General features: G+C 69.7%; 21 protein-coding genes and 1 pseudogene. 12 read left to right on the top strand and 10 right to left on the bottom strand.

Annotated features, from left to right (window positions below; all coding sequences use genetic code 11):
- A partial coding sequence (locus QM809_RS17550) for an O-methyltransferase (protein ID WP_415046966.1) occupies nucleotides 1-411 on the bottom strand: 411 nt, incomplete at its 3' end.
- 203 nt (nucleotides 412-614) lie between these two features.
- Between QM809_RS17550 and sigE the strand changes: the two genes are divergently transcribed.
- The 4 genes from sigE (at nucleotide 615) to tatB (ending at nucleotide 3,739) form a co-directional block, all read left to right on the top strand.
- Nucleotides 615-1,232, top strand: coding sequence for an RNA polymerase sigma factor SigE (gene sigE / locus QM809_RS17545; RefSeq protein WP_415046964.1), 618 nt, complete (start codon nucleotides 615-617; stop codon nucleotides 1,230-1,232).
- A gap of 88 nt (nucleotides 1,233-1,320) precedes the next feature.
- Nucleotides 1,321-1,668: a zf-HC2 domain-containing protein gene (locus tag QM809_RS17540; RefSeq protein WP_415046963.1), complete on the top strand. Its 348-nt coding sequence runs from the start codon at nucleotides 1,321-1,323 to the stop codon at nucleotides 1,666-1,668.
- Nucleotides 1,669-1,671: 3 nt separating this feature from the next.
- Nucleotides 1,672-3,213 (top strand): trypsin-like peptidase domain-containing protein, encoded by a 1,542-nt coding sequence (locus QM809_RS17535; RefSeq protein WP_415046962.1) that lies wholly within the window; start codon nucleotides 1,672-1,674, stop codon nucleotides 3,211-3,213.
- A 19-nt stretch (nucleotides 3,214-3,232) separates the two neighbouring features.
- Nucleotides 3,233-3,739, top strand: coding sequence for a Sec-independent protein translocase protein TatB (tatB, locus tag QM809_RS17530; protein WP_415046961.1), 507 nt, complete (start codon nucleotides 3,233-3,235; stop codon nucleotides 3,737-3,739).
- A gap of 160 nt (nucleotides 3,740-3,899) precedes the next feature.
- Here the strand turns inward: tatB and QM809_RS17525 are convergent, their stop codons facing one another.
- From QM809_RS17525 to QM809_RS17510, 4 genes are all read right to left on the bottom strand, one after another.
- On the bottom strand, nucleotides 3,900-5,042 hold the full coding sequence (locus QM809_RS17525) for an Mrp/NBP35 family ATP-binding protein (protein WP_415046960.1): 1,143 nt from the start codon (nucleotides 5,040-5,042) through the stop codon (nucleotides 3,900-3,902).
- Nucleotides 5,043-5,120: 78 nt separating this feature from the next.
- The gene (locus QM809_RS17520; RefSeq protein WP_415046959.1) at nucleotides 5,121-6,230 is read right to left on the bottom strand and encodes a lytic transglycosylase domain-containing protein; all 1,110 of its coding nucleotides are present in this window, start codon (nucleotides 6,228-6,230) and stop codon (nucleotides 5,121-5,123) included.
- 105 nt (nucleotides 6,231-6,335) lie between these two features.
- Nucleotides 6,336-6,854: a DUF1003 domain-containing protein gene (locus QM809_RS17515; protein ID WP_415046958.1), complete on the bottom strand. Its 519-nt coding sequence runs from the start codon at nucleotides 6,852-6,854 to the stop codon at nucleotides 6,336-6,338.
- A complete protein-coding gene (locus QM809_RS17510) occupies nucleotides 6,851-8,149 on the bottom strand; it encodes a magnesium transporter MgtE N-terminal domain-containing protein (RefSeq protein WP_415046957.1) in 1,299 nt (432 codons plus the stop codon). Before QM809_RS17510 ends, QM809_RS17515 begins: the two co-directional genes overlap by 4 nt.
- Before the next feature lie 62 nt (nucleotides 8,150-8,211).
- Here QM809_RS17510 and QM809_RS17505 point away from each other — a divergent pair, with 62 nt between their 5' ends.
- The 6 genes from QM809_RS17505 (at nucleotide 8,212) to QM809_RS17480 (ending at nucleotide 14,958) form a co-directional block, all read left to right on the top strand.
- Complete coding sequence (locus QM809_RS17505) at nucleotides 8,212-8,691, top strand: general stress protein (RefSeq protein ID WP_415046956.1); 480 nt, start codon at nucleotides 8,212-8,214, stop codon at nucleotides 8,689-8,691.
- Nucleotides 8,692-8,946: 255 nt separating this feature from the next.
- Nucleotides 8,947-10,419 (top strand): extracellular solute-binding protein, encoded by a 1,473-nt coding sequence (locus QM809_RS17500; RefSeq protein ID WP_415046955.1) that lies wholly within the window; start codon nucleotides 8,947-8,949, stop codon nucleotides 10,417-10,419.
- 638 nt (nucleotides 10,420-11,057) lie between these two features.
- Nucleotides 11,058-12,257, top strand: a complete 1,200-nt coding sequence (locus QM809_RS17495) for an ABC transporter permease subunit (RefSeq protein WP_415047137.1) — start codon at nucleotides 11,058-11,060, stop codon at nucleotides 12,255-12,257.
- A 6-nt stretch (nucleotides 12,258-12,263) separates the two neighbouring features.
- Nucleotides 12,264-13,094: a carbohydrate ABC transporter permease gene (locus QM809_RS17490; RefSeq protein WP_415046954.1), complete on the top strand. Its 831-nt coding sequence runs from the start codon at nucleotides 12,264-12,266 to the stop codon at nucleotides 13,092-13,094.
- 3 nt (nucleotides 13,095-13,097) lie between these two features.
- Nucleotides 13,098-14,267 (top strand): ABC transporter ATP-binding protein, encoded by a 1,170-nt coding sequence (locus tag QM809_RS17485; protein WP_415046953.1) that lies wholly within the window; start codon nucleotides 13,098-13,100, stop codon nucleotides 14,265-14,267.
- Between the two features lie 10 nt (nucleotides 14,268-14,277).
- On the top strand, nucleotides 14,278-14,958 hold the full coding sequence (locus tag QM809_RS17480) for a suppressor of fused domain protein (protein WP_415046952.1): 681 nt from the start codon (nucleotides 14,278-14,280) through the stop codon (nucleotides 14,956-14,958).
- A gap of 58 nt (nucleotides 14,959-15,016) precedes the next feature.
- Here QM809_RS17480 and QM809_RS17475 read toward each other — a convergent pair whose 3' ends face one another.
- The gene (locus tag QM809_RS17475) at nucleotides 15,017-15,766 is read right to left on the bottom strand and encodes a histidine phosphatase family protein (protein WP_415046951.1); all 750 of its coding nucleotides are present in this window, start codon (nucleotides 15,764-15,766) and stop codon (nucleotides 15,017-15,019) included.
- Between the two features lie 303 nt (nucleotides 15,767-16,069).
- The gene (locus QM809_RS17470) at nucleotides 16,070-17,200 is read right to left on the bottom strand and encodes a magnesium and cobalt transport protein CorA (protein ID WP_415046950.1); all 1,131 of its coding nucleotides are present in this window, start codon (nucleotides 17,198-17,200) and stop codon (nucleotides 16,070-16,072) included.
- Nucleotides 17,201-17,219: 19 nt separating this feature from the next.
- Here QM809_RS17470 and QM809_RS17465 point away from each other — a divergent pair, with 19 nt between their 5' ends.
- Nucleotides 17,220-18,200: a glycine betaine ABC transporter substrate-binding protein gene (locus QM809_RS17465; RefSeq protein ID WP_415047136.1), complete on the top strand. Its 981-nt coding sequence runs from the start codon at nucleotides 17,220-17,222 to the stop codon at nucleotides 18,198-18,200.
- Nucleotides 18,201-18,251: 51 nt separating this feature from the next.
- Here QM809_RS17465 and QM809_RS17460 read toward each other — a convergent pair.
- The 3 genes and pseudogenes from QM809_RS17460 to QM809_RS17450 form a co-directional block, all read right to left on the bottom strand.
- A pseudogene (locus tag QM809_RS17460) lies at nucleotides 18,252-19,064 on the bottom strand (SDR family NAD(P)-dependent oxidoreductase); the annotation flags it as partial.
- Nucleotides 19,065-19,095: 31 nt separating this feature from the next.
- The gene (locus tag QM809_RS17455; RefSeq protein WP_415046949.1) at nucleotides 19,096-19,929 is read right to left on the bottom strand and encodes an SDR family NAD(P)-dependent oxidoreductase; all 834 of its coding nucleotides are present in this window, start codon (nucleotides 19,927-19,929) and stop codon (nucleotides 19,096-19,098) included.
- A 28-nt stretch (nucleotides 19,930-19,957) separates the two neighbouring features.
- On the bottom strand, nucleotides 19,958-21,481 hold the full coding sequence (locus QM809_RS17450) for a flavin-containing monooxygenase (RefSeq protein ID WP_415046948.1): 1,524 nt from the start codon (nucleotides 21,479-21,481) through the stop codon (nucleotides 19,958-19,960).
- Nucleotides 21,482-21,558: 77 nt separating this feature from the next.
- Here QM809_RS17450 and QM809_RS17445 point away from each other — a divergent pair, with 77 nt between their 5' ends.
- On the top strand, nucleotides 21,559-22,200 hold the full coding sequence (locus QM809_RS17445) for a TetR/AcrR family transcriptional regulator (protein ID WP_415046947.1): 642 nt from the start codon (nucleotides 21,559-21,561) through the stop codon (nucleotides 22,198-22,200).
- The last annotated feature ends 15 nt before the right edge of the window (nucleotides 22,201-22,215 follow it).

Below are 22,215 nucleotides of genomic sequence, written 5' to 3'. Positions count from 1 at the left end.
ACGTATTGCTAAGGTTAATAGGGGACACGATAGAATCCGAACAGCACCTGCACCGGTGATCAACCGCGTGCGGCTGGGGGAGATGCCCGCGTCGGCGAACGCCAGCCGGGCGGCCGCGTGGTGCTCGGGTTCGGGGTCGATCGTGGTGAGCACGCCGCCGACGGGCATGCCGGCCAGCAGCCACAGCCCGCTCACGCCGACTCCGGTGCCGATCTCCACCACGTGCTGTGCGTCGGCGATCCGGGTCAGCAGCGAGAGCAGGGCTCCGGCGGCGGGGGAGACGGTGGACGCGCCGAGCTCCTCGGCACGGGCCCGGGCCGCCTGCAGGGCATCGTCCTCCATGATCGCGGCATCGGCGTACGCGGCCAGCGCGGCCGCCGAACGCGACCGGCTTCCGGAGTTGTCCTTCATGCAGACGAGGGTGCCACGGTCGGTCTCCGCGCGTGACATCGGCACACCGGATCGGACACGACTCGCATCCTCAGCAAACACTCAGCCGGGTAACAGCGGTACCACAAGGGCATGGGAGAGGCTGTGATTCGTCAGGGTTGGGAACAGCGGCGACGTGTCGGGCGTCGGACCCACCAGCCTACGGAAAGGGGTCGAGCAGACCGGTGAAGGAACCTCAGCAGAACGACGCCGTCCCGTCGCCGTTCGCGGGAACCGCAGGGTTCGACGCGACGGGGGACCGGACGTTGATGCCGTCGTGGGAGGAGCTGGTCGCCGAGCACGCCGACCGCGTCTATCGCCTCGCCTACCGGCTCTCCGGCAACCAGCACGACGCCGAGGACCTCACCCAGGAGACGTTCATCCGGGTGTTCCGCTCGCTCAACGACTACAAGCCCGGCACCTTCGAGGGCTGGCTGCACCGCATCACCACGAACCTGTTCCTGGACATGGTGCGACGACGCAGCAAGATCCGGATGGAGGCCCTGGAGACCGGGTACGAGCGCATCAGCGACGGCACCCCGGACCCGCAGCAGGCCTTCGCCGAGGCCTCGCTCGACCCGGACCTGCAGCAGGCCCTCGACTCGCTCGCGCCGGACTTCCGCGCCGCCGTCGTGCTGTGCGACATCGAGGGGCTCTCGTACGAGGAGGTCGCCGCGACGCTGGGCGTCAAGATGGGCACCGTCCGCAGTCGGATCCATCGCGGACGCTCCGGGATCAGGGAGTTCCTGGCCGCGCGCGGCCATACCGACAGCCGTTCGGTGGCCGTCGGCGACAATGCCTGACCCCGCACCCCGCGGCGTTCCGATAAGCTGGCACAGTCTTCGCCGCGAGCGCGACGGAGCCCGGACCGTTGCGAGAGGGGTGACACAGGTGGCCGATCGACCCTCCCGGTCATGGCGCTGGGCGCCGGCCGGCGCGATGTTCACCACCAACCCCGAGTTCCGGGCGGGCCGGGCCTTCGCCTCCACCGATCATCTGGCCGCCGACGCCGTCGTCGCCTACGTGGACGGCGTGCTGGGCGGGACCGCCCGCGGGCGCGTCGTCGCCCACCTGGAACTGTGCCCGCAGTGCGCCGCCGAGGTGGCCGCCCAGGCGAGTGCGCGTTCGCTGCTCCGATCGTGCGACGACGTGTGCGCGCCGTCGAGCCTGATCGGTGAACTCGGCAAGATCCCGACCCGCGAATACGATGTGCGGGACCTGAACCGGCGGAGCCGCTGACCCGTGACCGACACCCCCGACCGGTCGGCTCCGGCCGACTCCTCCGCGCCCGTCGTCGAACCCGACACCGCAGCCGAATCCGCCGTCGTCGAACCCGATCCGGCCGCCGACGACCGGCCGACGGTCGTCGAACGACGACCCGTGCCCCCGCGCGGTGTCCCCGTGTCACCGCAGACGGCGGCCGTGTTCGGTCGCCCCGCGGGCGTGACCGGCTCGTTCAGCACCGTGCCGTCGGAGCGGCCGCAGCCGCAGCTCGCGCCCCCGGATCCGGTGCTCGCCGAGGCCTTCGGCCGTCCGGCAGGGGCGGCATCGTCGTTGGAACGCGACCCCCACGCCGACTACGGCCGAACCGAGCCGGAGTCCGACGTCGCCGATCCGTGGCGCGATCCGGCCAGCGCCGCGCAGCTCGCCGCCCCCGCGCTGAGCGAGTCGAAGAAGACGTCGGCGGCGGCACCCGGTCCCAAACTCGGTCTCGGTGATCTGCTGTTCGGCCGCCGGGTCACATGGTGGGCGCTGGCCAGCCTGGCGATCGTCGCGATCCTGATCGGGGTCGCCGGCGGCCTCGTCGGGCGCTACACCGCCGAAGCCGTGCCCCCGCTGAACTCCGAGAACGTCAAACTCAACATCGACGACTCCCAGGCCGCCTCCTCGCCGATCGCCAAGATCGCGCAGGGCGTGGCGCCGGCGATCGTGATGATCGAGGTGCGCACCCCGGCCGGCGGCGGCACCGGTTCGGGCTTCGTGGTGTCCAAGGACGGCTACATCGTCACCAACAACCACGTGATCTCCATGGCCGCTCAAGACAAGAGCGCCAAACTGGAGGTCGTCTTCGCCGACCACCAGCGGGTGCCCGCGCGCATCGCCGGCCGCGACACCAAGACCGACCTCGCGGTGCTGAAGGTGGACGACGTCGAGGGCCTCAAGGTCTCGGCGCTCGGCGACTCCAGCCGACTGGAGATCGGTCAGACCGTGATCGCCTTCGGCGCGCCCCTCGGGCTGGACCGCACCGTCACCACCGGCATCGTGAGCGCCGTGGACCGTCCGGTCCCGCTGCGCCCGGACGCCGTCAGCGACACGGACGCGGTGCTCAACGCGATCCAGACCGACGCGGCCATCAATCCGGGCAACTCGGGCGGCCCGCTGGTCGACGCGAAGGGCCGCGTCATCGGCGTCAACACCGCCGTCGCCGGATCGGGCTCCAACGGCCTGGGCTTCGCGATCCCGATCGACGAGGTCAAACCGATCATGAAAGGCCTGATCAGCGACGGCAAGGTGTCCCACCCGCAGATCGGGGTGTCGGCCTCCACCGTCCGCAACGACCGGGTCTTCGGCGCCAAGGTCGAGAGCGTGTCGCCCGGCGGTCCCGCCGCCCGCGCGGGCCTCAAACTGAAGGACGTCATCACCGAGTTCGGCGGCAAGCCCGTCGAGGGCGCCAACGAGCTCACCGTCGCCGTGCGGATGTCGAAGGTGGGCAAGGACGTGAAGTTCAAGTACTGGCGCGACGGCCGGGTGTTCTCCGGCACCATCAAGCCGGCGGCGGACTAGGCACGGCCGGCGGACCACGATGTTCAGCAGTGTCGGATGGGGCGAGATCGTCGTCCTGGTCATCGCCGCCCTGGTGATCCTGGGGCCCGAACGGCTGCCGGGAGCGATCACCTGGGTCATGCAGTCCGTGCGCAGGGTCCGCGACTACGCGACCGGCGCCTCGAAGGACCTGCAGGAGCAGATGGGCACCGACTTCGATTCGATCCGCGAACCGCTGCAGCAGATCAACGAACTGCGGCAGATGACGCCGCGGGCGGTGATCACCAAGCACCTGTTCGACGGCGATTCGTCGCCCCTGGACGAGATGGAGTCGTCGGTGCGCGACTCGCTGAGTCCGCTGAGCCGGTCCGGTCCGGCTCCGTCGCCCGGTGGCGGCGTGTCGATCGAGAAATCGAGCACTCCGCCGGAGCTGAACCCCGACGGGGGAGTGACGCAGGTCGACCCGAGCCGCCTGGGCGGCGAGCACGTCCCGCCTCCGCCGAAGGCTCCGCGCAGGCACGACGTCACCGACTGGGATGCCACTTAGCACCTGACCCCGGGCGGGGCGGAAGAAGCGTCGCCCTCGGCCCTTCGGTGATCGAGGTCCTTCCGGTGCCCGAGATCCTTCGATGCTCGACGACCGGACGGGGGTCTCGACTCCGCTCGACCAGCGAAGAGAGAAGCTCGACCGGCGAAGGGGAAGGCGGTCAGCGGCGGACGGTGTCGATGCCCAGGCTCATTCCGGCCAGGCCGCGGCGGCGGACCGCCAGTTTGTCGGCCACCGCGCGCAGCGCCGACCCCGACGCCGACTCCGGTGCCGACAGCACGACGGGCGTGCCCGCGTCGCCGCCCTCGCGGAGCTGCTGCTCCAGGGGGATCTGGCCGAGGAGTTCCACCGGGGCGCCGACCGCGCGGGTGAGGCGCTCGGCCACGGTGGCGCCGCCGCCGGAACCGAAGGGCTCCATCCGGGTGCCGTCGGGGAGTTCGAGCCACGACATGTTCTCGACCACGCCGAGGATCTTCTGGCGGGTCTGCAGCGCGATGGCCCCGGCCCGTTCGGCCACCTCGGCGGCGGCCTGCTGCGGGGTCGTGATCACCAGGATCTCGGCGCCCGGGATCAACTGGGCGATGGAGATCGCGACGTCGCCGGTGCCCGGGGGCAGATCGAGCAGGAGCACGTCCAGGTCGCCCCAGAAGACGTCGGCGAGGAACTGTTGCAGGGCCCGGTGCAGCATGGGGCCGCGCCAGGTGACCGGGGTGTTGCCGTCGGTGAACTGGCCGATCGAGATGAACTTCACGTCGTGGCTGATCGGCGGCATGATCATCGAGTCGACCTGGGTGGGCTTGGCGTCGCTGCCGAGCATGCGGGGCACGCTGTGGCCGTAGATGTCGGCGTCCAGGACGCCCACCGAGAGTCCGCGGGCGGCCAGCGCCGCAGCCAGGTTCACGGTGACGCTCGACTTGCCGACGCCGCCCTTGCCGGAGGCCACCGCGTACACGCGGGTCAGGTTCCCCGGCTTGGAGAACGGGATCTCCGGCTCGGCCTTGTCGCCGCGCAGGAGCTTGCGCAGTTCGGCGCGCTGCTCGTCGTTCATCACGTCGAGCTCCACCCGGACCTCGCCGACGCCGGGGACGTCGGACACGGCGCTGACCACGTTGTCGCTGATCCTGCTCTTCATCGGGCAGCCCGCGGTGGTGAGGTACACCCCGACGTCGACGCCGCCGTCCTCGGCGACGGCGACGGATTTCACCATGTTCAGGTCGGTGATGGGGCGACCGATCTCGGGATCGGTCACCTTGCTCAGCGCCGAACGGACGGCGGCCTCGGTGGGGTTGCCTGCTGTGCTCACGCCCACCACAGTAGTCGTCGCCGGTCCGGGTGATTCACGCCGCCGCGGCGCGGACCGACGGACCCGTCGTCGACAGCCCTACCGCGGGTTGTTCGGCGACGTCCGGGTGGTCGGAGCCTTCCGGGTGGTCGGGGAGGGCTTCTTGGAACTCGGCGGCACGGGCTGCGGACCGACGCCCGGGGGCAGGCAGACCGCGCCGAGGCAGTGCTGCTGCGGCGGTGCGGGCTTGGGCTTGGTCGACGTCGACGGCGCCGGGGTCTCCGCCCGCTCGCGCTCGCGGTCCCGGTCCCGGGCGCGCTGCCGGTCGCGTTTGCGCTCGTCCTTCTTGTCGTCCTCGTCGTCCATGCCGGGGATGCCCTCGGTGGGGATCGCCCCGGTGGCGTAGGCCGCGGCCCAGCCCAGGACGTTGTTCACGTACGCCCGCGAACGGTTGTAGCGCAGGACCGCGCCGATCTTGTTCTTCTCGGACATGATGTCGGTGACACCGGAGCAGAGGTAGCGTCCGGCCGAGAAGGTCGCGTCGAAGATGTTGTCCGGGTCGGCCTCGCCGTCGCCGTTGGCATCCGAGCCCCAGGTCTTCCAGGTGCTGGGGATGAACTGCATGGGGCCCATCGCGCGGTCGTGCTTGGGGTCGCCGTCCCAGCGCCCCTTGTCGGTGTCGGTGATCACCTCGTGGCCGGACAGCGAACCGTCGAGCACGGGGCCGCGGATCTCGGTGCGGGTGTTGCCGAACTCGTCGACGTCGCCGTCGCCCGCGTGCCCGGACTCGATCCGGCCGATGCCGGCGAGCAGGTACCACGGCAGCTTGCACTGCGGGTTCTCGGCGGCCACCCGGGTGGCCGCCAGCTTGTACGCCTGCAGCACCACGCCCGGGATGCCGAGCGGGCCGTTCGGGAGGTCGTCGGCGATGCGGAACTGCGGATCGCGCGTGTCGCGAGCGGACGTCGGCGGAGCGAAGCCGTACAGTTGGGCCAACTGCGCGGGAACGGCCTGGGCGTCGGTGTGGCGGCCGACGGCCTGCGCGGCCTGGGCCACCGTGGTCGTGGTGGTTCCGGCCTGCGCCGAACTGCTGGCGGTGGCGCCGGTGAGCATGGCGGCGCCCACCGCGGCGACGCCCGTGGTCACGACGACGCCGCGCCACGGAACTGCCCCAGAGCGGTGCTGCGACCGCGAAAAACTGATCCCCATCGGTTCTACTGACTCCAGTCGATACCTTCAGTGCGGCCGGATGTCCGGATTCTCCGGCCGCAGACTGTGAGTCAGCATACCGTGCGGTAAGTTCTGCGGTGTCCGCTACCGTTTCCGGGGCTCGTTCGAGGAGCCGTCGGACGGTGCGTCGGCGCGGGCCGCCAGGCGTTCGACGAGGTCGTCGAGCAGGTCGTCGAGCTCGCGGCGCAGATAGTCGCGCGTCACCGTCTCGCCGACGGCCAGGCGGACCGCGGCCAGTTCACGGGCCAGGAACTCGGTGTCGGTCTTGGTCTGGGCGGCCCGGATCCGGTCCTCGTCGAGCGCGACCTTGTCGCGGTTCTCCTGCCGGTTCTGGGCGAGCAGGATCAGCGGGGCGGCGTAGGCCGCCTGCGTCGAGAACGCCAGGTTGAGCAGGATGAAGGGATACGGATCCCAGCCCCAGGTGAAGACGCCGATGTTCAGCAGGATCCAGACCACCACGATGACGGTCTGCAGGGCCAGATAGGTGCCGGTGCCGAGGAATCGGGCGACCCGTTCGGCGTACACGCCGACGATGTCGGCGTCGATGCCGCTCCCGAAGCTGCGACGGCCCTCGCTGGGGGTGTCGAGGCGGCGGGGGCTCATCGCGGTCCTGCCATCTCTGCGGTGTCCTCCGGTTCGTGTTCGCGCCAGTCGCGGGGAAGCCCGGCGTCCAGCAGGTCGTCGACGGCGACGGCCCCCAGGAGGTGGCCCGCCTCGTCCACCACCGGCGCGAGCACCAGGTTATAGGTCGCGAAGAACCGCGTCATCGCCTCCAGCGAGTCGTCCGGGGAGAGGCGGGGGATGTCGTCGTCGAGCACGCCGACGACCAGGTTGGCCGGCGGCTCCCGCAGCAGCGCCTGCATGTGGGCGACGCCGAGGAACTTGCCGGTCGGGGTGCTGGTGGGCGGGCGGACCACCAGCACCATGGTGGCGGTGGCCGAGGTGATGTCGGGGTTGGCGATCCGGGCGAGCGCCTCGGCGACGGTCGCCCCGGCCGAGACGATGATCGGTTCGGGGGTCATCACACCGCCCGCGGTGTCCGGGGAGTGCAGGAGCAGTCGACGGACCGGCTCGGACTCCTCCGGGTCCATGCGGGCCAGCAGCGCCTCGGCCTCGGCGCGGGGCAGGTCGCCGAGGAGGTCGGCGACGTCGTCGGGGTCCATCGCCTCGAGCACGTCGGCGGCGCGCGACGGCTTCAGGGACGCCAGGATGGCGGTCTGCTCGTCGCTGGACATCTCCTGCAGGACGTCGGCGAGCCGTTCGTCGTCGAGCGCCGCGGCCAGTTCGGCGCGGCGCTTCTCGGGGAGTTCGCGCAGGGCGCCGGCGACGTCGGCCGGACGCATGCCCTCGAACTGGGAGAGCGCCAGCCCCACGCCGTGTCCGGGGCGGTCCAGGTTCATCCGGGTCAGGCCCCGCACGTTGTTCCACGGCACGACGACGGTCTCGCCCCGGCGTCGCAGGCCCTTGCGGATGGTGCGCAGCGCGACCCGGCTCACCACGAAGTCCAGGGCCCGGGCCCGTTCGATCTCCAGGTCGACGATCGACAGGTCCATGCCGTGGACCTCGGGATGGTCCGGGTCGTCGGTCTGCACCCGGCTGTCGAGGATCTGGCCGATCGCCAACGCCTCGTTGGGCCGCAGCTGGAGTTTGCGCATGTTGATCCGGCCGGTGGTCAGGGTGACCGCGTCGGCGTCGATGTTGGTGACCCGGCCCATCGGCAGGAAGATCCGGCGCCGGGTCGCGGTGAGCTCCACCGCCAGGCCGAGCGCCCGCGGCCGGCGACCGGGCAGATGCATGGAGACGACGACGTCGCGCACCCGGCCGATGGACTCTCCGTCCGGACCCAGGACCACCAGACCGACTAATCTGGCGACAAAGACCTTGAGCGTGGGCGTCATGAGGACCAGCCTAGAAGCTCGGGTCGGATTCCGAACGAGAGAACCGTCCCACAGGGGGAGACATGACCCAGCCGATGCGCCCGACCCCGGGCCTGCCGACCAAGCCGACCGGATGGCCGGTGGGCTCGTACGACACCTACGAGCAGGCGCAGAAGGCCGTCGACCACCTGTCCGACAACGAGTTCGCGGTGGAGAAGCTGACCATCGTCGGCGTCGACCTGATGCAGGTCGAGCGGGTGGTGGGGCGTCTGACGTGGGGCAAGGTGCTGGGCGGCGGCGTGGTCTCGGGCGCCTGGCTCGGTCTGTTCTTCGGCATCATCATCAGCATCTTCACCGGCGGCAACCTGGTGGGGCCGCTGCTCTTCTGCGTGAGCGCGGGCATCGTCTTCGGTCTGATCAGCGCGGCCATCCCGTACGCCGCGACGCGCGGCCAGCGTGATTTCGCGTCGACCATGCAGCTGGTGGCCGGTCGGTACGACGTCCTGTGCGATCCCGGCAGCGCCGAGCAGGCGCGCGACATGCTCACCCGACTCGCACTGTAGGGGCGGTCACAGTGCGCCGGGCGGGACAGCCGTTCGCGCGCAACGGTATTGGTGGAAACACCCGGTGAACTCGACGAAGCGCCCGCCTCCGGCGGGCGCTTCGTCGTCGTGAATCGGTTTTCGGACACCCCGGGACGCGGCTTGTGCGTTGCGTCACGTGTCATGTCGGCTAACGTTAGCCCCGCATGAGATTTCACAGGCGCCGCTCAGGTGGGTCTGCGGTCGACAACCATGGTTCAGGAGGCGTTTGGCGCGATGGGCTCAGAGGAATTCTCCGGAAGGCGTCGCCGGCGTCGTCTGCGGACCCGGCTCGCGGCCGCCGCGGCGGCGGGAGCGGTGCTCGCGCCCGCGCTCGTCGCGTGCGGTGCCGGGCACACGCCGGGCGTCGTCAACATCTACGTGCCCGCCGACGGTGCGGGCGACGTGGAGAAACGCGCCGCGATCTGCACCACGGAGTCGAACGGCGAGTACGAGGCCAAGGTCACGGTGCTCCCGAAGGACGCCGACGGCCAGCGGCTCCAGCTGGCACGCCGCCTGGCCGGCGGCGACGAGGGCCTGGACATCATGGCCATGGACGTCGTGTGGACCGCGGAGTTCGCCAACGCGGGCTGGATCGTGCCGGTGCCGGACGCGCTGGCCGCGGAGATCGAGCGGACGCACCTCGCGGGACCGGTCGAGACCGCCATGTGGAAGCGGCCCGACGACGCCGAGCGCCGCCTGTACGCGTTGCCGATCTGGACCAACACCCAGCTGCTCTGGTTCCGGCCGGATGCGCTGAAACAGTACGTCGGTCCGCGTGCCAAGGCGCCGACGACCTGGGATCAGATGATCGCCGACTCGGAGAAGATCCATCAGGCCGATCCGAGCGGTCCGACCCGCATCCTGGTGCAGGGCAGTCAGTACGAGGGCCTGATGGTGTGGTTCAACTCGGTGCTGCAGAGCGCGGGCGGCGCCATCCTGGACCCGGACGATCCGTCCAAGCAGACCCTCAACGACACCCCCGAGCATCGGGAGGCGACGCTGACGGCGCTGCGGATCCTCAAGCAGGTGGCCTCGTACCCCGGCGCCGATCCGTCGATCACCAACTCCAACGAGGGCACCGCGCGGGACGGCATGGAGAAGGGCGAATCGGCCTTCCAGATCAACTGGCCGTTCGTGTTCTCCTCGGCCCGGCAGAACGGCGCCTCCGGCGACGTCGCGTTCCTGAAGGATCTGCTGGCCCCCTACAGCGAGAAGATCCTGGACGAGGAGAACCCGCCGACCGCGCAGGAACTGGTGCCGATCAACCGGGTGGTCCGCAAATCCTTCGACTTCGTCCCGTATCCGGCGGTCTCCGCGGACAAGCCGGCGAAGTCGACCCTGGGCGGTCTGAACATCGCCGTCGCCGCCACCTCGCAGCAGCCGGAACTGGCCTCGACGGTGGCCGAGTGCCTCACCAGCAAGGATGCCCAGCGTGACTACGCGCTGAAGGGCGCGCTGCCGCCGACGATCGAGGCGCTGTACGACGAGCCCGACTTCAAGATCGCCTACCCGATGGGCGACGACATCCGCACGCAGCTCACCGAGGAGCACGTGGCGCCCCGCCCGGCGACGCCGCAGTATCAGGCGGTCTCCACGCTGGTCACCGCGACGCTCAGCCCGGTGGGCCAGTGGGATCCGGAGACCATGGTCGACACCCTGGCCGAGCAGGTCCAGAAGGCCGTCGACGGGGAGGGGATCATCCCGTGACCACCGACGACGAGAACACGTCGGACGAGCGGGAACCGTCGGACACGCAGGATCGGCCGGAGGAGTCGGATCGGCCGGACGAGTCGGACGCGCAGGATCAGCCGGAGGCGCAGGACCGGCCCGCTGAACAGGACTCGGCGGACGGGCCGGACTCGGCGGAGGAGCCGGACTCGGCGGAGGAACAGGATCCTGCGGACGCCCGGGAGCAGGCCGATCGTCCGGGCAAGCGGGACTGGGCGGTGAAACTGGGCTGGCCGGACCGACTGGATCGATCGGTCCCGCCCGTGCACTCGGACATCTGGGTTCCCCCGGAGCGTTTCGGCGGTCTCGGACGGGATCCGCTGAACGATCCGGATCCGTTGAGCGCCCCCGCGTCGGATCCGTTCCCCGCCGACGATCCGCTGCCCACGAGCCTCTCGAAACCCTTCGAGATGGAGCTTCCCGCCTGGCCGGACCTTCCCGACTGGGCGACGATCTCCTCACCGCGGGATCGCCCCGAGCGGGAGGGTCCCGAGACGTCGGACCTCTCCGAGGCCCCCGACCCGCAGGCGACCGCCGATCTCCCCGGGGCCCGGGACCGTCCGGAGAAACCGGATCCGGGAGAGGCGGCGGATCTTCGGAAGGCGTCGGAGCCACCGATGTCGCTGGACTTCCGAGAACCGGACTCGGCGGAGTGGGCGCCGTCGTCGACCGAGTCCTGGTCGCCGGCGGACGTGCCGGGCGACACCGTCGACCTCGGCAGACGCACATCGGCCGGACCGCCCTCCCAGCCGCTCCCGGCCATGCCCCCGATCCCCGAGCTACCGCGGATGTCACACATGTCACACAGTTCCAATGCACCGCAGCGCAGGCCCGCGCCGCCGCTGTCGGCGGCGGCCACCGGGTCGATGACCGACCTGCTCGACGTCGGCGCCGATCCGGTCGGCGGCGGAGGCCGAGCGCCGAAGAACAAGATCTCCGACCGCGAGGCCGGTGAACGCCGGCTGGCGTACGCGCTGGTGGCCCCGGCCGCGCTCGTCATGCTCCTGGTGACGGCGTATCCGATCGTCTACGCCTTCTGGCTCTCGCTGAACCGGGCCACCCTGACCGCCCCGGACGACACCGAGTTCGTGTGGTTCGCCAACTACGCGACGGTCCTCTCGGACGGCTACTGGTGGAACGCGCTGTGGGTCACGCTGTTCATCACCGTGGTCTCGGTGGCCGTCGAACTGGTCCTGGGCATGGCGATCGCGATGGTAATGCACCGGACCGTCTTCGGTAGGGGCACCGTCCGCACCGTCGTGCTGATCCCGTACGGCATCGTGACGGTCGCGGCCGCGTTCTCCTGGTACTACGCGTGGACGCCGGGCACCGGATACCTCGCGAACCTGCTCCTGCCCGAGGGCTACGACCCGTTGACACACCACTGGTCGTCGATGTTCATCATCATCCTCGCCGAGGTGTGGAAGACGACGCCGTTCATGGCGCTGCTGCTGCTGGCCGGGCTGGCGCTGGTGCCCGACGACCTGCTGAAGGCCGCCCAGGTCGACGGCGCGGGCGCGTGGACGCGACTGGTCAAGATCACGCTGCCGATGATGAAGTCGGCGATCCTGGTGGCGCTGCTGTTCCGCACGCTCGACGCCTTCCGGATCTTCGACAACATCTACGTCCTGACCAAGGGCAACCACGACACCGGTTCGGTCTCCATGCTCGGCTACAACAACCTGTTCAAGGCGTTCAACCTGGGCATCGGGTCGGCGGTCAGCATCCTGATCTTCCTGTGCGTGGCGCTCATCGCGTTCATCTTCATCAAGCTGTTCGGCGCCGCCGCGCCCGGCTCCGACAACGAGGGGAGGTAGCCGGGCATGAACAGCACGACCAATCGCCGCGTCGGCTGGTCCATCGTCAATCTGCTGGTGGTGCTCTACGCGGTGATCCCGCTCTGGTGGATCATCAGCCTCTCGTTCAAACCCGCGGGCAGCGTGACCGACGGGAACTTCATCCCGCGCCAGTGGACGCTCGACAACTACAAGGGCATCTTCGAGACCAGCCTGTTCACGTCGTCGCTGATCAACTCGATCGGCGTCGGCCTGCTCACCACGCTGGTCGCGGTGGTGCTGGGCACCATGGCCGCCTACGCCATCGCGCGGTTGGAGTTCCGCGGCAAGAAACTGCTGGTCGGCGTCGCGCTGCTGATCGCGATGTTCCCGCAGATCTCGCTGGTGACCCCGCTGTTCAACATCGAGCGACGGCTGGGCATCTTCGACACCTGGATCGGCCTGATCGTCCCGTACACCGCCTTCGCGCTGCCGCTGGCGATCTACACGCTGTCGGCGTTCTTCAAGGAGATCCCGTGGGATCTGGAGAAGGCGGCCATGATGGACGGCGCCACTCAGGCGCAGGCCTTCCGCCGCGTGATCGTGCCGCTGGCCGCACCCGGTGTGGTGACCGCCGCGATCCTGGTGTTCATCTTCGCCTGGAACGACCTGCTGCTGGCGCTCTCGCTGACGTCGACCGAACGCGCCGTCACCGCGCCCGTCGCGATCAGTCAGTTCACCGGCGCCAGCCAGTTCGAGGAACCCACCGGTTCGATCGCCGCGGCCGCCGTGGTGATCACCGTTCCGATCATCATCTTCGTGCTCTTCTTCCAACGTCGTATCGTGGCCGGTCTCACCTCCGGCGCGGTGAAGGGATAACCCATGGCCGACATCGTTCTGGAGAACGTCTCCAAGCAGTACCCGGACGGCTCGACGGCCGTGCAGGGCGTCAACCTGCAGATCGCCGACGGCGAGTTCGTCATCCTGGTCGGCCCGTCGGGCTGCGGCAAGTCGACGACGCTGAACATGATCGCCGGACTGGAGGACATCTCCAGCGGCACCCTGTCCATCGGCGGACAGGTGATGAACGACGTCGCCCCGAAGGACCGCGACATCGCGATGGTGTTCCAGAGCTACGCGCTCTACCCGCACATGACGGTGCGCGAGAACATCGCCTTCCCGCTGACGCTGCAGAAGCTGCCGAAGGACCAGATCGCCGCCAAGGTGGCCGAGGCCTCCCGGATCCTGGATCTGGACGCCTACCTCGACCGCAAGCCGGCCAACCTGTCCGGCGGTCAGCGCCAGCGCGTGGCGATGGGTCGTGCGATCGTGCGCCAGCCGCGGGCTTTCCTGATGGACGAGCCGCTCTCGAACCTCGACGCCAAACTGCGCGTGCAGATGCGGACCGAGATCGCCGAACTGCAGGATCGGCTGGGTGTGACCACCGTGTACGTCACGCACGACCAGACCGAGGCGATGACGCTCGGCGACCGCGTCGTGGTGATGCGCGGCGGCGTGGTGCAGCAGGTCGGTGCACCGCAGGAGCTCTACGACCATCCGGTGAACCTGTTCGTGGCGGGCTTCATCGGCTCGCCCGCGATGAACTTCATCCCGGGCCGGCTCACCGCGAACGGCATCGACTCGGCCGTGGGGCACATCGATCTGCCCGACTACCGGCAGGTCGTCGCCAACGCGCAGCGGGCCGGAAGCCAGGGCGACGTGCTGGTGGGCGTGCGGCCCGAGCACCTGGCCGACGCGACGCAGATGGAGGCCGATCGCCTGGAGATCATGAAGACCTTCGACGCCCGCGTCGACATCGTCGAGTCGATGGGCTCGGACAAGTACTACTACTTCACGCTCGAGGCCCCCGGCCCGGCCGCCGGCGTGCTCGACCAGCTGGCCGAGGATCTGGGCGCCACCACCCAGGGCGGTCAGAAGGTGGCGCGCCTGCTGCCGTACACGCAGGTCCCGCGCGGCGGCACCCTGCACCTGGCGATGGAACCGCGTCTGCTGCACGTGTTCGACACCGCCACCGGCCTCTCGCTGCGGTAGCGTCCGACGGGTGAGTTCTGTTCCCGCCCTCGTCACCGCACACCTGACCGACGCGCTCGGCACGACGCCGCAGAAGGCCAGTGTCACGTTCCTCGGCGTCGAACCGATCGACGTGCTGCGGTTCGCCGCTCTTCGACGGGCTCAGGGGGCGGACGAACGGGCTCCGGGGACGGGGAAGCAGACCCGGGCGACGGTGAAACGGGCTCAGGCGAAGCGGGCTCAGGAGCCGGGGGAGGCGGAGGTGGTGTTCGCGACGGTGGGGTGTTCGCGGCACCCGATGCACGATCCGTCGGATCTGGCGCCGGACCCGGTGCGCGGGCCGCGCGCGGAACTGGTGGTGCGGCTCCGGCCGACGACGGCGCTGCCCGGGCTGCACAAGTCGCTGGCCACGGTCGCGGCGGCGCCGGCCGTCGAGGGGTTGATCCTGGGCGAGGACTCGCTGATCGACCTCCAGGAACCGCTGTGGGGCGGGGCGATCTGCTCGGCGTTGCTGCTCTCGGGCGACTCGGGGATCGACGACCTCGTGCTCGACGCCCCCGCCGACCCGGTCCGCTTCCTGCGCGCGGTGCCGATCACCGCGAACGAGGCGGCCTGGGTGCGGCTCAAGGGGGCCGACGCACTCCGCGAGGCGTGGTCCGAGGCGGGCGTCGACGTCACCGACCCCACCCGGGGCGGCGTCACCCCGAGCTGAACGACAGCCCCGTCCGGCGCCGTTCACGGTCACCGGACGGGACGGTTCGGAATCGGGGCTACTTCTCGCCGGCGGGCGCGGTGTGCCACTCCTGCAGGGTCCAGCCCTTCTCCAGGCTGCCCTTGACGACGACGTAACCGGTGTTCTTCAGCAGGTCCGCGGGAAGCGCGCGGCCCTTCTTGTCTTTGACGTTCATCAGGGTCCACGTGGTGATGGTGCCGCTGTGGCTGAACACGACGGGTTTGCGGCTGCCCGCGTCGCGGATCTTCGCGATCGCGCCGTTGACGCGCTTCTGGAACTCCTCGCCGCTCTCGGCGCCGGGCATGCGGGCGGAGAGATCGCCTTCGGTCCACTTGATCGGTGCCACCAGGTAGGTCTTGGCGGCGTCGGCCTCCGGCGTGCCCTCGTAGTCGCCGGCGGGGATCTCCTGGATGCCGTCGACGACGACCGTCTTCATCCGGAGGTCCGCCGCGGTCGGCTCGGCGGTCTGCTGCGTCCGCACCATCGGCGAGGCGTAGACGCCGTCGAAGTCGCGGTCCTTGAAGGCCGCGGCCGCAGTCTTTGACTGCTCTCGGCCCAGGTCGGTGAGGTCGGGTCCGGGCACGGTCGTGATGATCACGCCGGACGAGTTCCCGGCCGACTGGCCGTGCCGGACGAGGGTGAGCGTCATGTCGTCGTCCGCCGCGGCCGAAGCGGACGTCGTGGAGGACTCGGGTGCCGGGTCGCTGCCGCCGCCACAGGCGGTGAGGACGACGGCGAGGACCGCCGCGAACAGGATCGCGACCAGGTCGGGGAGTTTGTTACGCAACGAATGCGCCTTTCGGATCGGGTGGTGGTCTCTACCCGGGTCAGGCTAGGGGCGCGAACTGCACTGCAGGAGACCACCGAGCGAACGGTCGGTAGCCATCGCGCTCCGCCGACGTGAAACCCGTTTCCCGGATGAGGCGAGGGGCCGTGAGCGCTCATCTCGGTGTCGAGAGTGTCGGGCGGGGATCGCTTCTGAGCCCTCCGCAGGATCTCGGGAAAGCGCTCGATCCTGGGACGGGCCGAGGACTGACGAAGAAGTGATTCCCGACCGACACGCCTCACAGACAAGGAGAAGAGCAGACGGCTACAACCACTTGTTCCGATGCAGCGACCGCCACAGCAGGGCGCAGACGCCGATCATGACGAGCAGGACCACCGGGTAGGAGAACTCCCACTTGAGTTCGGGCATGAACTCGAAGTTCATGCCGTAGATCCCGGCGATCATGGTGGGCACGGCGGCGAGGGCGGCCCAGGCCGAGATCTTGCGCATGTCGGTGCTCTGCTGGATGCTCACCTTGGTCGCGGCGGCCTGCAGCAGCGAACCGAGGCGGTTGTCGTACTCGTTCACCATGTCGATCACGGTGCTCAGGTGGTCGGCGACGTCGCGGAAGTGCCGCCGGATCTCGGCTTCGCGGTGTCCGCCGATCAGTTCGGTGAGGTGACCGGCGTCGAGTTCGAGATGGCGGGCGACGGGTGGCCGCTCGTTGCCGGAGAGCCATGCGAGCGGGGGCGCGAGGGGGAGCACGGCTCGTCGTAACTCCAGGACCTCCCGCTGAGACAGATACACGACGTCGATGTCGAGTTCGGCGGTCGACGCCGCGAAGATCCGTTCCTCGAGTTCGTCGATGTCCGGCTGCATCTGGTCGACGACGTCGACGTAGGAGTCCACGACGCGGTCGGCGACGCCGTGCACGACGATCGCCGGTCCGTGGCGGAGGATCTCCGGTCGTGCCTCGAGGGCGGCGCGGACCCCGGCGAGCTGTGTGTGGTCGCCGTGGCGGACCGTGATCACGAAGTCCCGCCCGGAGATGAGCATGATCTCGCCGGCGTCGACGATGTCGTTGGCGCGGTCGAGGCTGTCGTGATCGATGTAGTGGATCGAGCGCAGGACCAGGAACACGATGTCGTCGTACAGCTCGAGTTTGGGGCGCTGGTGCGCGCTCACCAGGTCTTCGACGATCAGGTGGTGCAGTCCGAAGACCTCGGCGACAGTGGTCATCTGCTTCTCGTTGGGGGAGTGCAGGCCGAGCCAGACGAAGCCCTCACCGGTCTCGCGGACGTGCCGGTAGGCGTTCGCGAAGTCGCGGAGTCCGGGCTGTCGGACGCCGTCGACGTAGACGCCGCAGTCGACGACGGCGCGGTTCGCGGGGATCGGCGGGAGGGGCGGGTCGGCACGACGGTCTCCGCCGGACGGACCCCAGTGAAGCGAGGGCACGGGGTGATCGTAGCGAGGGATGCCGGTTCGGGCCGTCCGCGCGACACCGGGTGCCCGATTCGTCGGTCGAGCGGAGATTCGGCGGGGCCGGGTGTTCCGGAGCGGAGTCGCCGGTGGACTACGGTGGGCAGCGATGCGAAACACCACACGCCTGCTGACCTCGTGCCTCGTCGTCGTGCTCGTCGCGCTGGGCCTGGCGGCCTGCGACGGCGACGACGCTCCGTCGCTGCGGATCGGCTCGTCCGACGATCCCGCGATGCGGGCGGCGGCCGCCGTCTACGCGGTGGGGTTGACCCGGTCGGGTACTCCGGCGACGGTCCAGGGCGCTCCGACCGGCTCCGATGCGCGACTCCTCGAGGCCGTCGCCGCCGGCGAGGCCGACCTGTTCCCGGCGTTCACCGGGGCTCTGCTCACCAGGCTCACCGCGCGTCCCGAGGCGATGGCGGGCGAAGAACTGCTCGCCGAGGTGGCGCGTTCGCTGCCGCAGGGGGTGGCCGTCGGCGATCCGACGGGGGTGAGCAACCGGCCGCAGCTGCTCGTCTCGGCCGAGCTCCGTGAACGGCACGACGTCGAGACGCTGCAGCAGTGCGCCGCGCTCCCGGCGGGGTTGCCGCTGGTCGTCGCCCCGGGGGTGCCGGACGACCAGTTGGCGGCGTTCGCAGCGTGCCGCCCGGGCCCGGTGGAGCGGGTGCCGCAGGTGCAGGCGTTGCTCGACCGGGTGCTCTCCGGCGGTGCGCTCGGTGTGGCGCCCGCGCTGGTGACGGCGAGCGCCGGTGAGGTGCACGGCGTCGTCGCCCTGAAGTCCGATGCGGCGCCGCGCGCGCAGGATCTGGTCCCGGTGTATCGGAGTGCCGCGCTGGGCAGGTCGCAGTTGAAGGCGTTGAGCCGGATCGCCGGTGAACTCACCACCGGTGAACTCGCCGGACTGGCCGCCCGGGTGGCCGAGGGGGCGGACCCGCGGGTGGTCGCCTCGGAGTGGTACGCCACGCGCGGGTCCTGAGATCGCGCTCGGGTGTGGACCCGGCGCGCCGCCGGTGGCGAGTCGAATGCCCGCCATCTTGGTGATGCGGGCGGAGATGCCCTGGTACCAGGATCCGATCGCCCGGATGCCGAGGTCGAGCAGCTTGGCATCCGCGCCGACCAGTACTCGGGCCTGCTCGTTCTCGACGGCCTTGAGGATGGTCGCGGCGGCGTCGGCGGCGCTGGTCCGGGCCAGATGCCTGTCGAAGAACTCGGCGCCGGCCTTCGCATCGTGGCCGCCGGAGGCGGTGGCGTTGCGGGCGATGGCCGTCTTGATGCCGCCGGGGTGCACGCAGGTGACCTTGACCTCGGGGTGGTTCAGGAGCATCTCCTGGCGGAGGGCCTCGGTGAAGCCGCGGACGGCGAACTTGGCCGAGTTGTACGCGGCCTGACCGGGCTGGGAGAGCAGCCCGAAGAGCGAGGAGATGTTGACGATCGCACCGTCGCCGGAGGCGATGATCGCCGGCAGGAACGCCTTGGTGCCGTTGACCACGCCCCAGTAGTCGACGTCCATGATGCGTTCGATGTCCTTGAACTCCATCGTCTCGACCTCGCCGTTGTGCGCGATGCCCGCGTTGTTGACGACGGCGTTGACGGCGCCGAAGTGTTCGGCGACGGTGTCGGCGTATGCCAGCACGGCCTCCCGTTCGGCGACGTTGAGCAGCTGGGCGTGCACCTGCCCGCCGACTTCCCCGACGAGGCGTTCGGTGGTGCCCAGCCCGGCCGGGTCGACGTCGGAGATCGCGACCTTCGCGCCGCGGCGTGCGGCCTGGACGGCGAGTTCGCGGCCGATGCCCGACCCCGCTCCGGTGATCACGACGACCTTGTCGCGCAGATCCTTCATCTCGGTGTCTCCTCTCGTTCTCTGCCGGCGCTCAGCCGTTGAACCGGTCGAGGGCGAACCTGGTGACGCGGGCGACGGTGCCCTGGTACGCCGAACCGGTCAGTCGGACCAGCAGGTCGAGGACCTTCGCGTCGGGACCGACCAGGACGCGGGCGTTCTCCCTGCCGACCGCCGACAGGATGATCCGGGCGGCGCTCTCGGGCGAGGTGTGCGCGAGGTACTTGTCGAAGAGCGCGGCGAACGAGTCCAGGTCGCCGGAGGTGGTGGCGTTGCGGGCGACGGCGGTCTTGATGCCGCCGGGGTGCACGCAGGTGACCTTGACCTCGGGGTGGTTCAGGAGCATCTCCTGGCGGAGGGCCTCGGTGAAGCCGCGGACGGCGAACTTGGCCGAGTTGTAGGCGGTCTGGCCGGGGATGCCCAGGAGGCCGAAGAGCGAGGAGATGTTGACGATCGCACCGTCGCCGGAGGCGATGATCGCCGGCAGGAAGGCCTTGGTGCCGTTGACCACGCCCCAGTAGTCGACGTCCATGATGCGTTCGATGTCTTTGAACTCCATCGTCTCCAGGTCGCCGTGATGGGCGATGCCCGCGTTGTTGACGACGGCGTTGACGACGCCGAAGTGTTCGGCGACGGTGTCGGCGTATGCCAGCACGGCCTCCCGTTCGGCGACGTTGAGCAGCTGCGAGTGCACCTGTGCGCCGGGCGTCTTCTCTGCGATCAGTGCGCCGGTGGTGGCCAGGCCGGTCGGGTCGACGTCGGAGATCGCCAGCTGGGCGCCGCGCTCGGCGAGGTCGAGGGCGAGGGCGCGACCGATGCCCGATCCGGCGCCGGTGACGACGACGACCTTGTCGCGGAAGTTCTTCATGATGTTCTGTGTCCTTCGTGTCGGGGTGTCAGGAGGTGACCGAGGCGGGCTCGGTGGTCTTCTTCGGGGTGCGGGCGCCTCGCACGACGTCGTATGCGGCGATGTCGAAGCGCCGGGTCGCGTTGCGGAAGTCGAAGGTGAAGCCCGGCCACAGGGTGGTGATGTCGCCGTGGGCGTCCTTGTACCAGGACGAGCATCCGCCGGTGACCCAGACGCTGCGCTTGAGCTTGTCCTGCAGGTCGGCGTTGTACTTCTTCTGCACGTCGAGTCTGACGTCGGTGCGGACGATGCCCTCGGCCTTCGTCTTCTCGAGATAGTCGACCAGGTAGTTCAGCTGGGACTCGATCATGTACACCATCGAGGTGTGGCCGAGGCCGGTCGACGGTCCGATGAGCAGAGTCATGTTGGGGAAGCCGTGGACGAAGGTGCCCTTGTAGGCCTGCATGCCGATCTCGTCCCAGACCCGGGCGAGGCTGCGGCCGTCGGCGCCGTGGATGGTCTCGAACACGGGCGAGTCGGTGACGTGGAAGCCGGTGGCGACGACGATCGCGTCGACCGGGTGCTCGACGCCGTCCGCGGTGACGATCGCCTCGGCGGTGATGCGGTCGATCCCGGTGGTGACCAGGTCGACGTTCGGGCGGTCGAGGGCGGGGTACCAGTCGTTCGACTTGAGGATGCGTTTGCAGCCGACAGCGAAGGTCGGGGTCACCTTCGCGCGGAGCTCTGGATCGCGGATGCCCTTGAAGATGTTGGCGCGGCAGAGCGCCTCGACCGGTTTGAGGGCCTTCGGGGCGTAGGTCATCCCGGCGGCGACGACCTCGTTGGCGGTGTAGATGCTCCCGCGGATCAGGTTCTGCAGGCCGGGGACGTGCTTGAACGCCCAGTTCTCCGCGGGGAGGTAGGGGCGTTCGGTGCGGGGGATGATCCACGGCGCGGTGCGCTGGTAGACCTCGAGGTGGCCGGCGGCTTCGGCGAGGTGGGGGACCAGCTGGATGGCCGAGGCGCCGGTACCGATGACGGCGACGCGCTTGCCGGCGAAGTCGTAGTCGTGATCCCAGCGGGCCGAGTGGATGATCTTCCCGCCGAACGCGCCGATGCCGTCGATGTCGGGGAGGTTCGGTTCGCACAGCGGGCCGATGCCGCCGACGAGGTGCCGGGCGCGCACCTGGACGGCGGTGCCGTCGCGGTCGACGTCGACGATCCACCGGTCGGCGTCGGAGTCCCAGCGGGCCCGGGTCACCTCGGTGCCGAACCAGGTCTTGTCGCCGATGCCGTGGGAGTCGGCGACGGCGTTGATGTAGCGGTGGATCTCCTCCTGGTGGGAGTAGGAGCGGGTCCAGTCGGGGTTCAGCGCGAAGGAGTACGAGTACAGGTGCGACGGGACGTCGCAGGCGGCGCCGGGGTAGGTGTTGTCGCGCCAGGTGCCGCCGAAGTCGGTGCCGCGGTCGAGGACGAGGTAGTCGTCGAAGCTGTTCTCCTGCGCTTTGACGGCGGCGCCGAGCCCGGAGAACCCGGCCCCGACGATGGCGATCTCTACATCGTGTGTTGTCATTGTTGTCACGGTAGAGGCTTGCTGACATCGCGTCAATAGTTGTTGAGGGTTTGTCAACAGTGCCCTAGGGTGGTCGTATGACGATCGACGACGAGGTGACACCCGCCCGGGAGCGGCCCGCGGCGGAGCGTCGTCGTCGGATGAGTCCGGCGGAGCGCCGTCGTCAACTGCTCGATCTCGGGCTCGATCTGGCCAGACGGCTGCCGCCGGAGGACGTCACCATGGAGGTGGTCGCGGAGGCGGCGGGGGTGTCCCGGGGGCTGATGTTCCACTACTTCGAGTCCAAGCAGGACTTCCACCTGGCGATACTCCGGGAACAGGCCGGCGAGATGCTCGCCCTGACCCGGCCGCCGGAGGGCCTGGAGGACCCGAACGAGATCGCCCTCGCCTCGCTGTCGGCGTACGTGGAGTACGTCGAGGCCAACCCCACGGCCTACAGCTCACTGCTGCGCGGTGCGCTCAGCGGCGACCCGGAGATCCGGGCGGTCACCGAGGAGACGCGTACCGAGGTGGCCCGTCGGGTGCTGGCGTTCGCCCCGGCGATGGGGATCGACGCGTCGCCGATGATCGAGGCCGCGGTGATGGGCTGGATCGCCTTCGTCGAAGAGGTGATGACCCGCTGGATCGCAGATCCGGTGATGCGCCGGGACCAGGTGCTCGCGCTGATCACGACGTCGCTGCTGGCGATCGCCGGCGTCGCCGGAAGCCTCGAGGGCTGACCGGGCACGTCCCGA

Source organism: Gordonia sp. (in: high G+C Gram-positive bacteria) (assembly GCF_047600385.1).
Taxonomy (GTDB): Bacteria; Actinomycetota; Actinomycetes; order Mycobacteriales; family Mycobacteriaceae; genus Gordonia.
This window is presented reverse-complemented; position numbering and strand designations above follow the sequence as displayed.

What these genes read in the sequence shown, in the direction of transcription:
- tatB (WP_415046961.1), top strand. Translation starts at nt 3,233, where the DNA reads ATGTTCAGCAGTGTCGGATGGGGCGAGATCGTCGTCCTGGTCATCGCC.
- QM809_RS17505 (WP_415046956.1), top strand. Translation starts at nt 8,212, where the DNA reads ATGACCCAGCCGATGCGCCCGACCCCGGGCCTGCCGACCAAGCCGACC.
- QM809_RS17485 (WP_415046953.1), top strand. Translation starts at nt 13,098, where the DNA reads ATGGCCGACATCGTTCTGGAGAACGTCTCCAAGCAGTACCCGGACGGC.
- QM809_RS17515 (WP_415046958.1), bottom strand. Translation starts at nt 6,854, where the DNA reads ATGAGCCCCCGCCGCCTCGACACCCCCAGCGAGGGCCGTCGCAGCTTC.
- QM809_RS17500 (WP_415046955.1), top strand. Translation starts at nt 8,947, where the DNA reads ATGGGCTCAGAGGAATTCTCCGGAAGGCGTCGCCGGCGTCGTCTGCGG.
- QM809_RS17445 (WP_415046947.1), top strand. Translation starts at nt 21,559, where the DNA reads ATGACGATCGACGACGAGGTGACACCCGCCCGGGAGCGGCCCGCGGCG.
- QM809_RS17455 (WP_415046949.1), bottom strand. Translation starts at nt 19,929, where the DNA reads ATGAAGAACTTCCGCGACAAGGTCGTCGTCGTCACCGGCGCCGGATCG.
- QM809_RS17450 (WP_415046948.1), bottom strand. Translation starts at nt 21,481, where the DNA reads ATGACAACACACGATGTAGAGATCGCCATCGTCGGGGCCGGGTTCTCC.
- QM809_RS17520 (WP_415046959.1), bottom strand. Translation starts at nt 6,230, where the DNA reads ATGGGGATCAGTTTTTCGCGGTCGCAGCACCGCTCTGGGGCAGTTCCG.
- QM809_RS17490 (WP_415046954.1), top strand. Translation starts at nt 12,264, where the DNA reads ATGAACAGCACGACCAATCGCCGCGTCGGCTGGTCCATCGTCAATCTG.
- QM809_RS17495 (WP_415047137.1), top strand. Translation starts at nt 11,058, where the DNA reads ATGTCGCTGGACTTCCGAGAACCGGACTCGGCGGAGTGGGCGCCGTCG.
- QM809_RS17510 (WP_415046957.1), bottom strand. Translation starts at nt 8,149, where the DNA reads ATGACGCCCACGCTCAAGGTCTTTGTCGCCAGATTAGTCGGTCTGGTG.
- QM809_RS17465 (WP_415047136.1), top strand. Translation starts at nt 17,220, where the DNA reads ATGCCGGTTCGGGCCGTCCGCGCGACACCGGGTGCCCGATTCGTCGGT.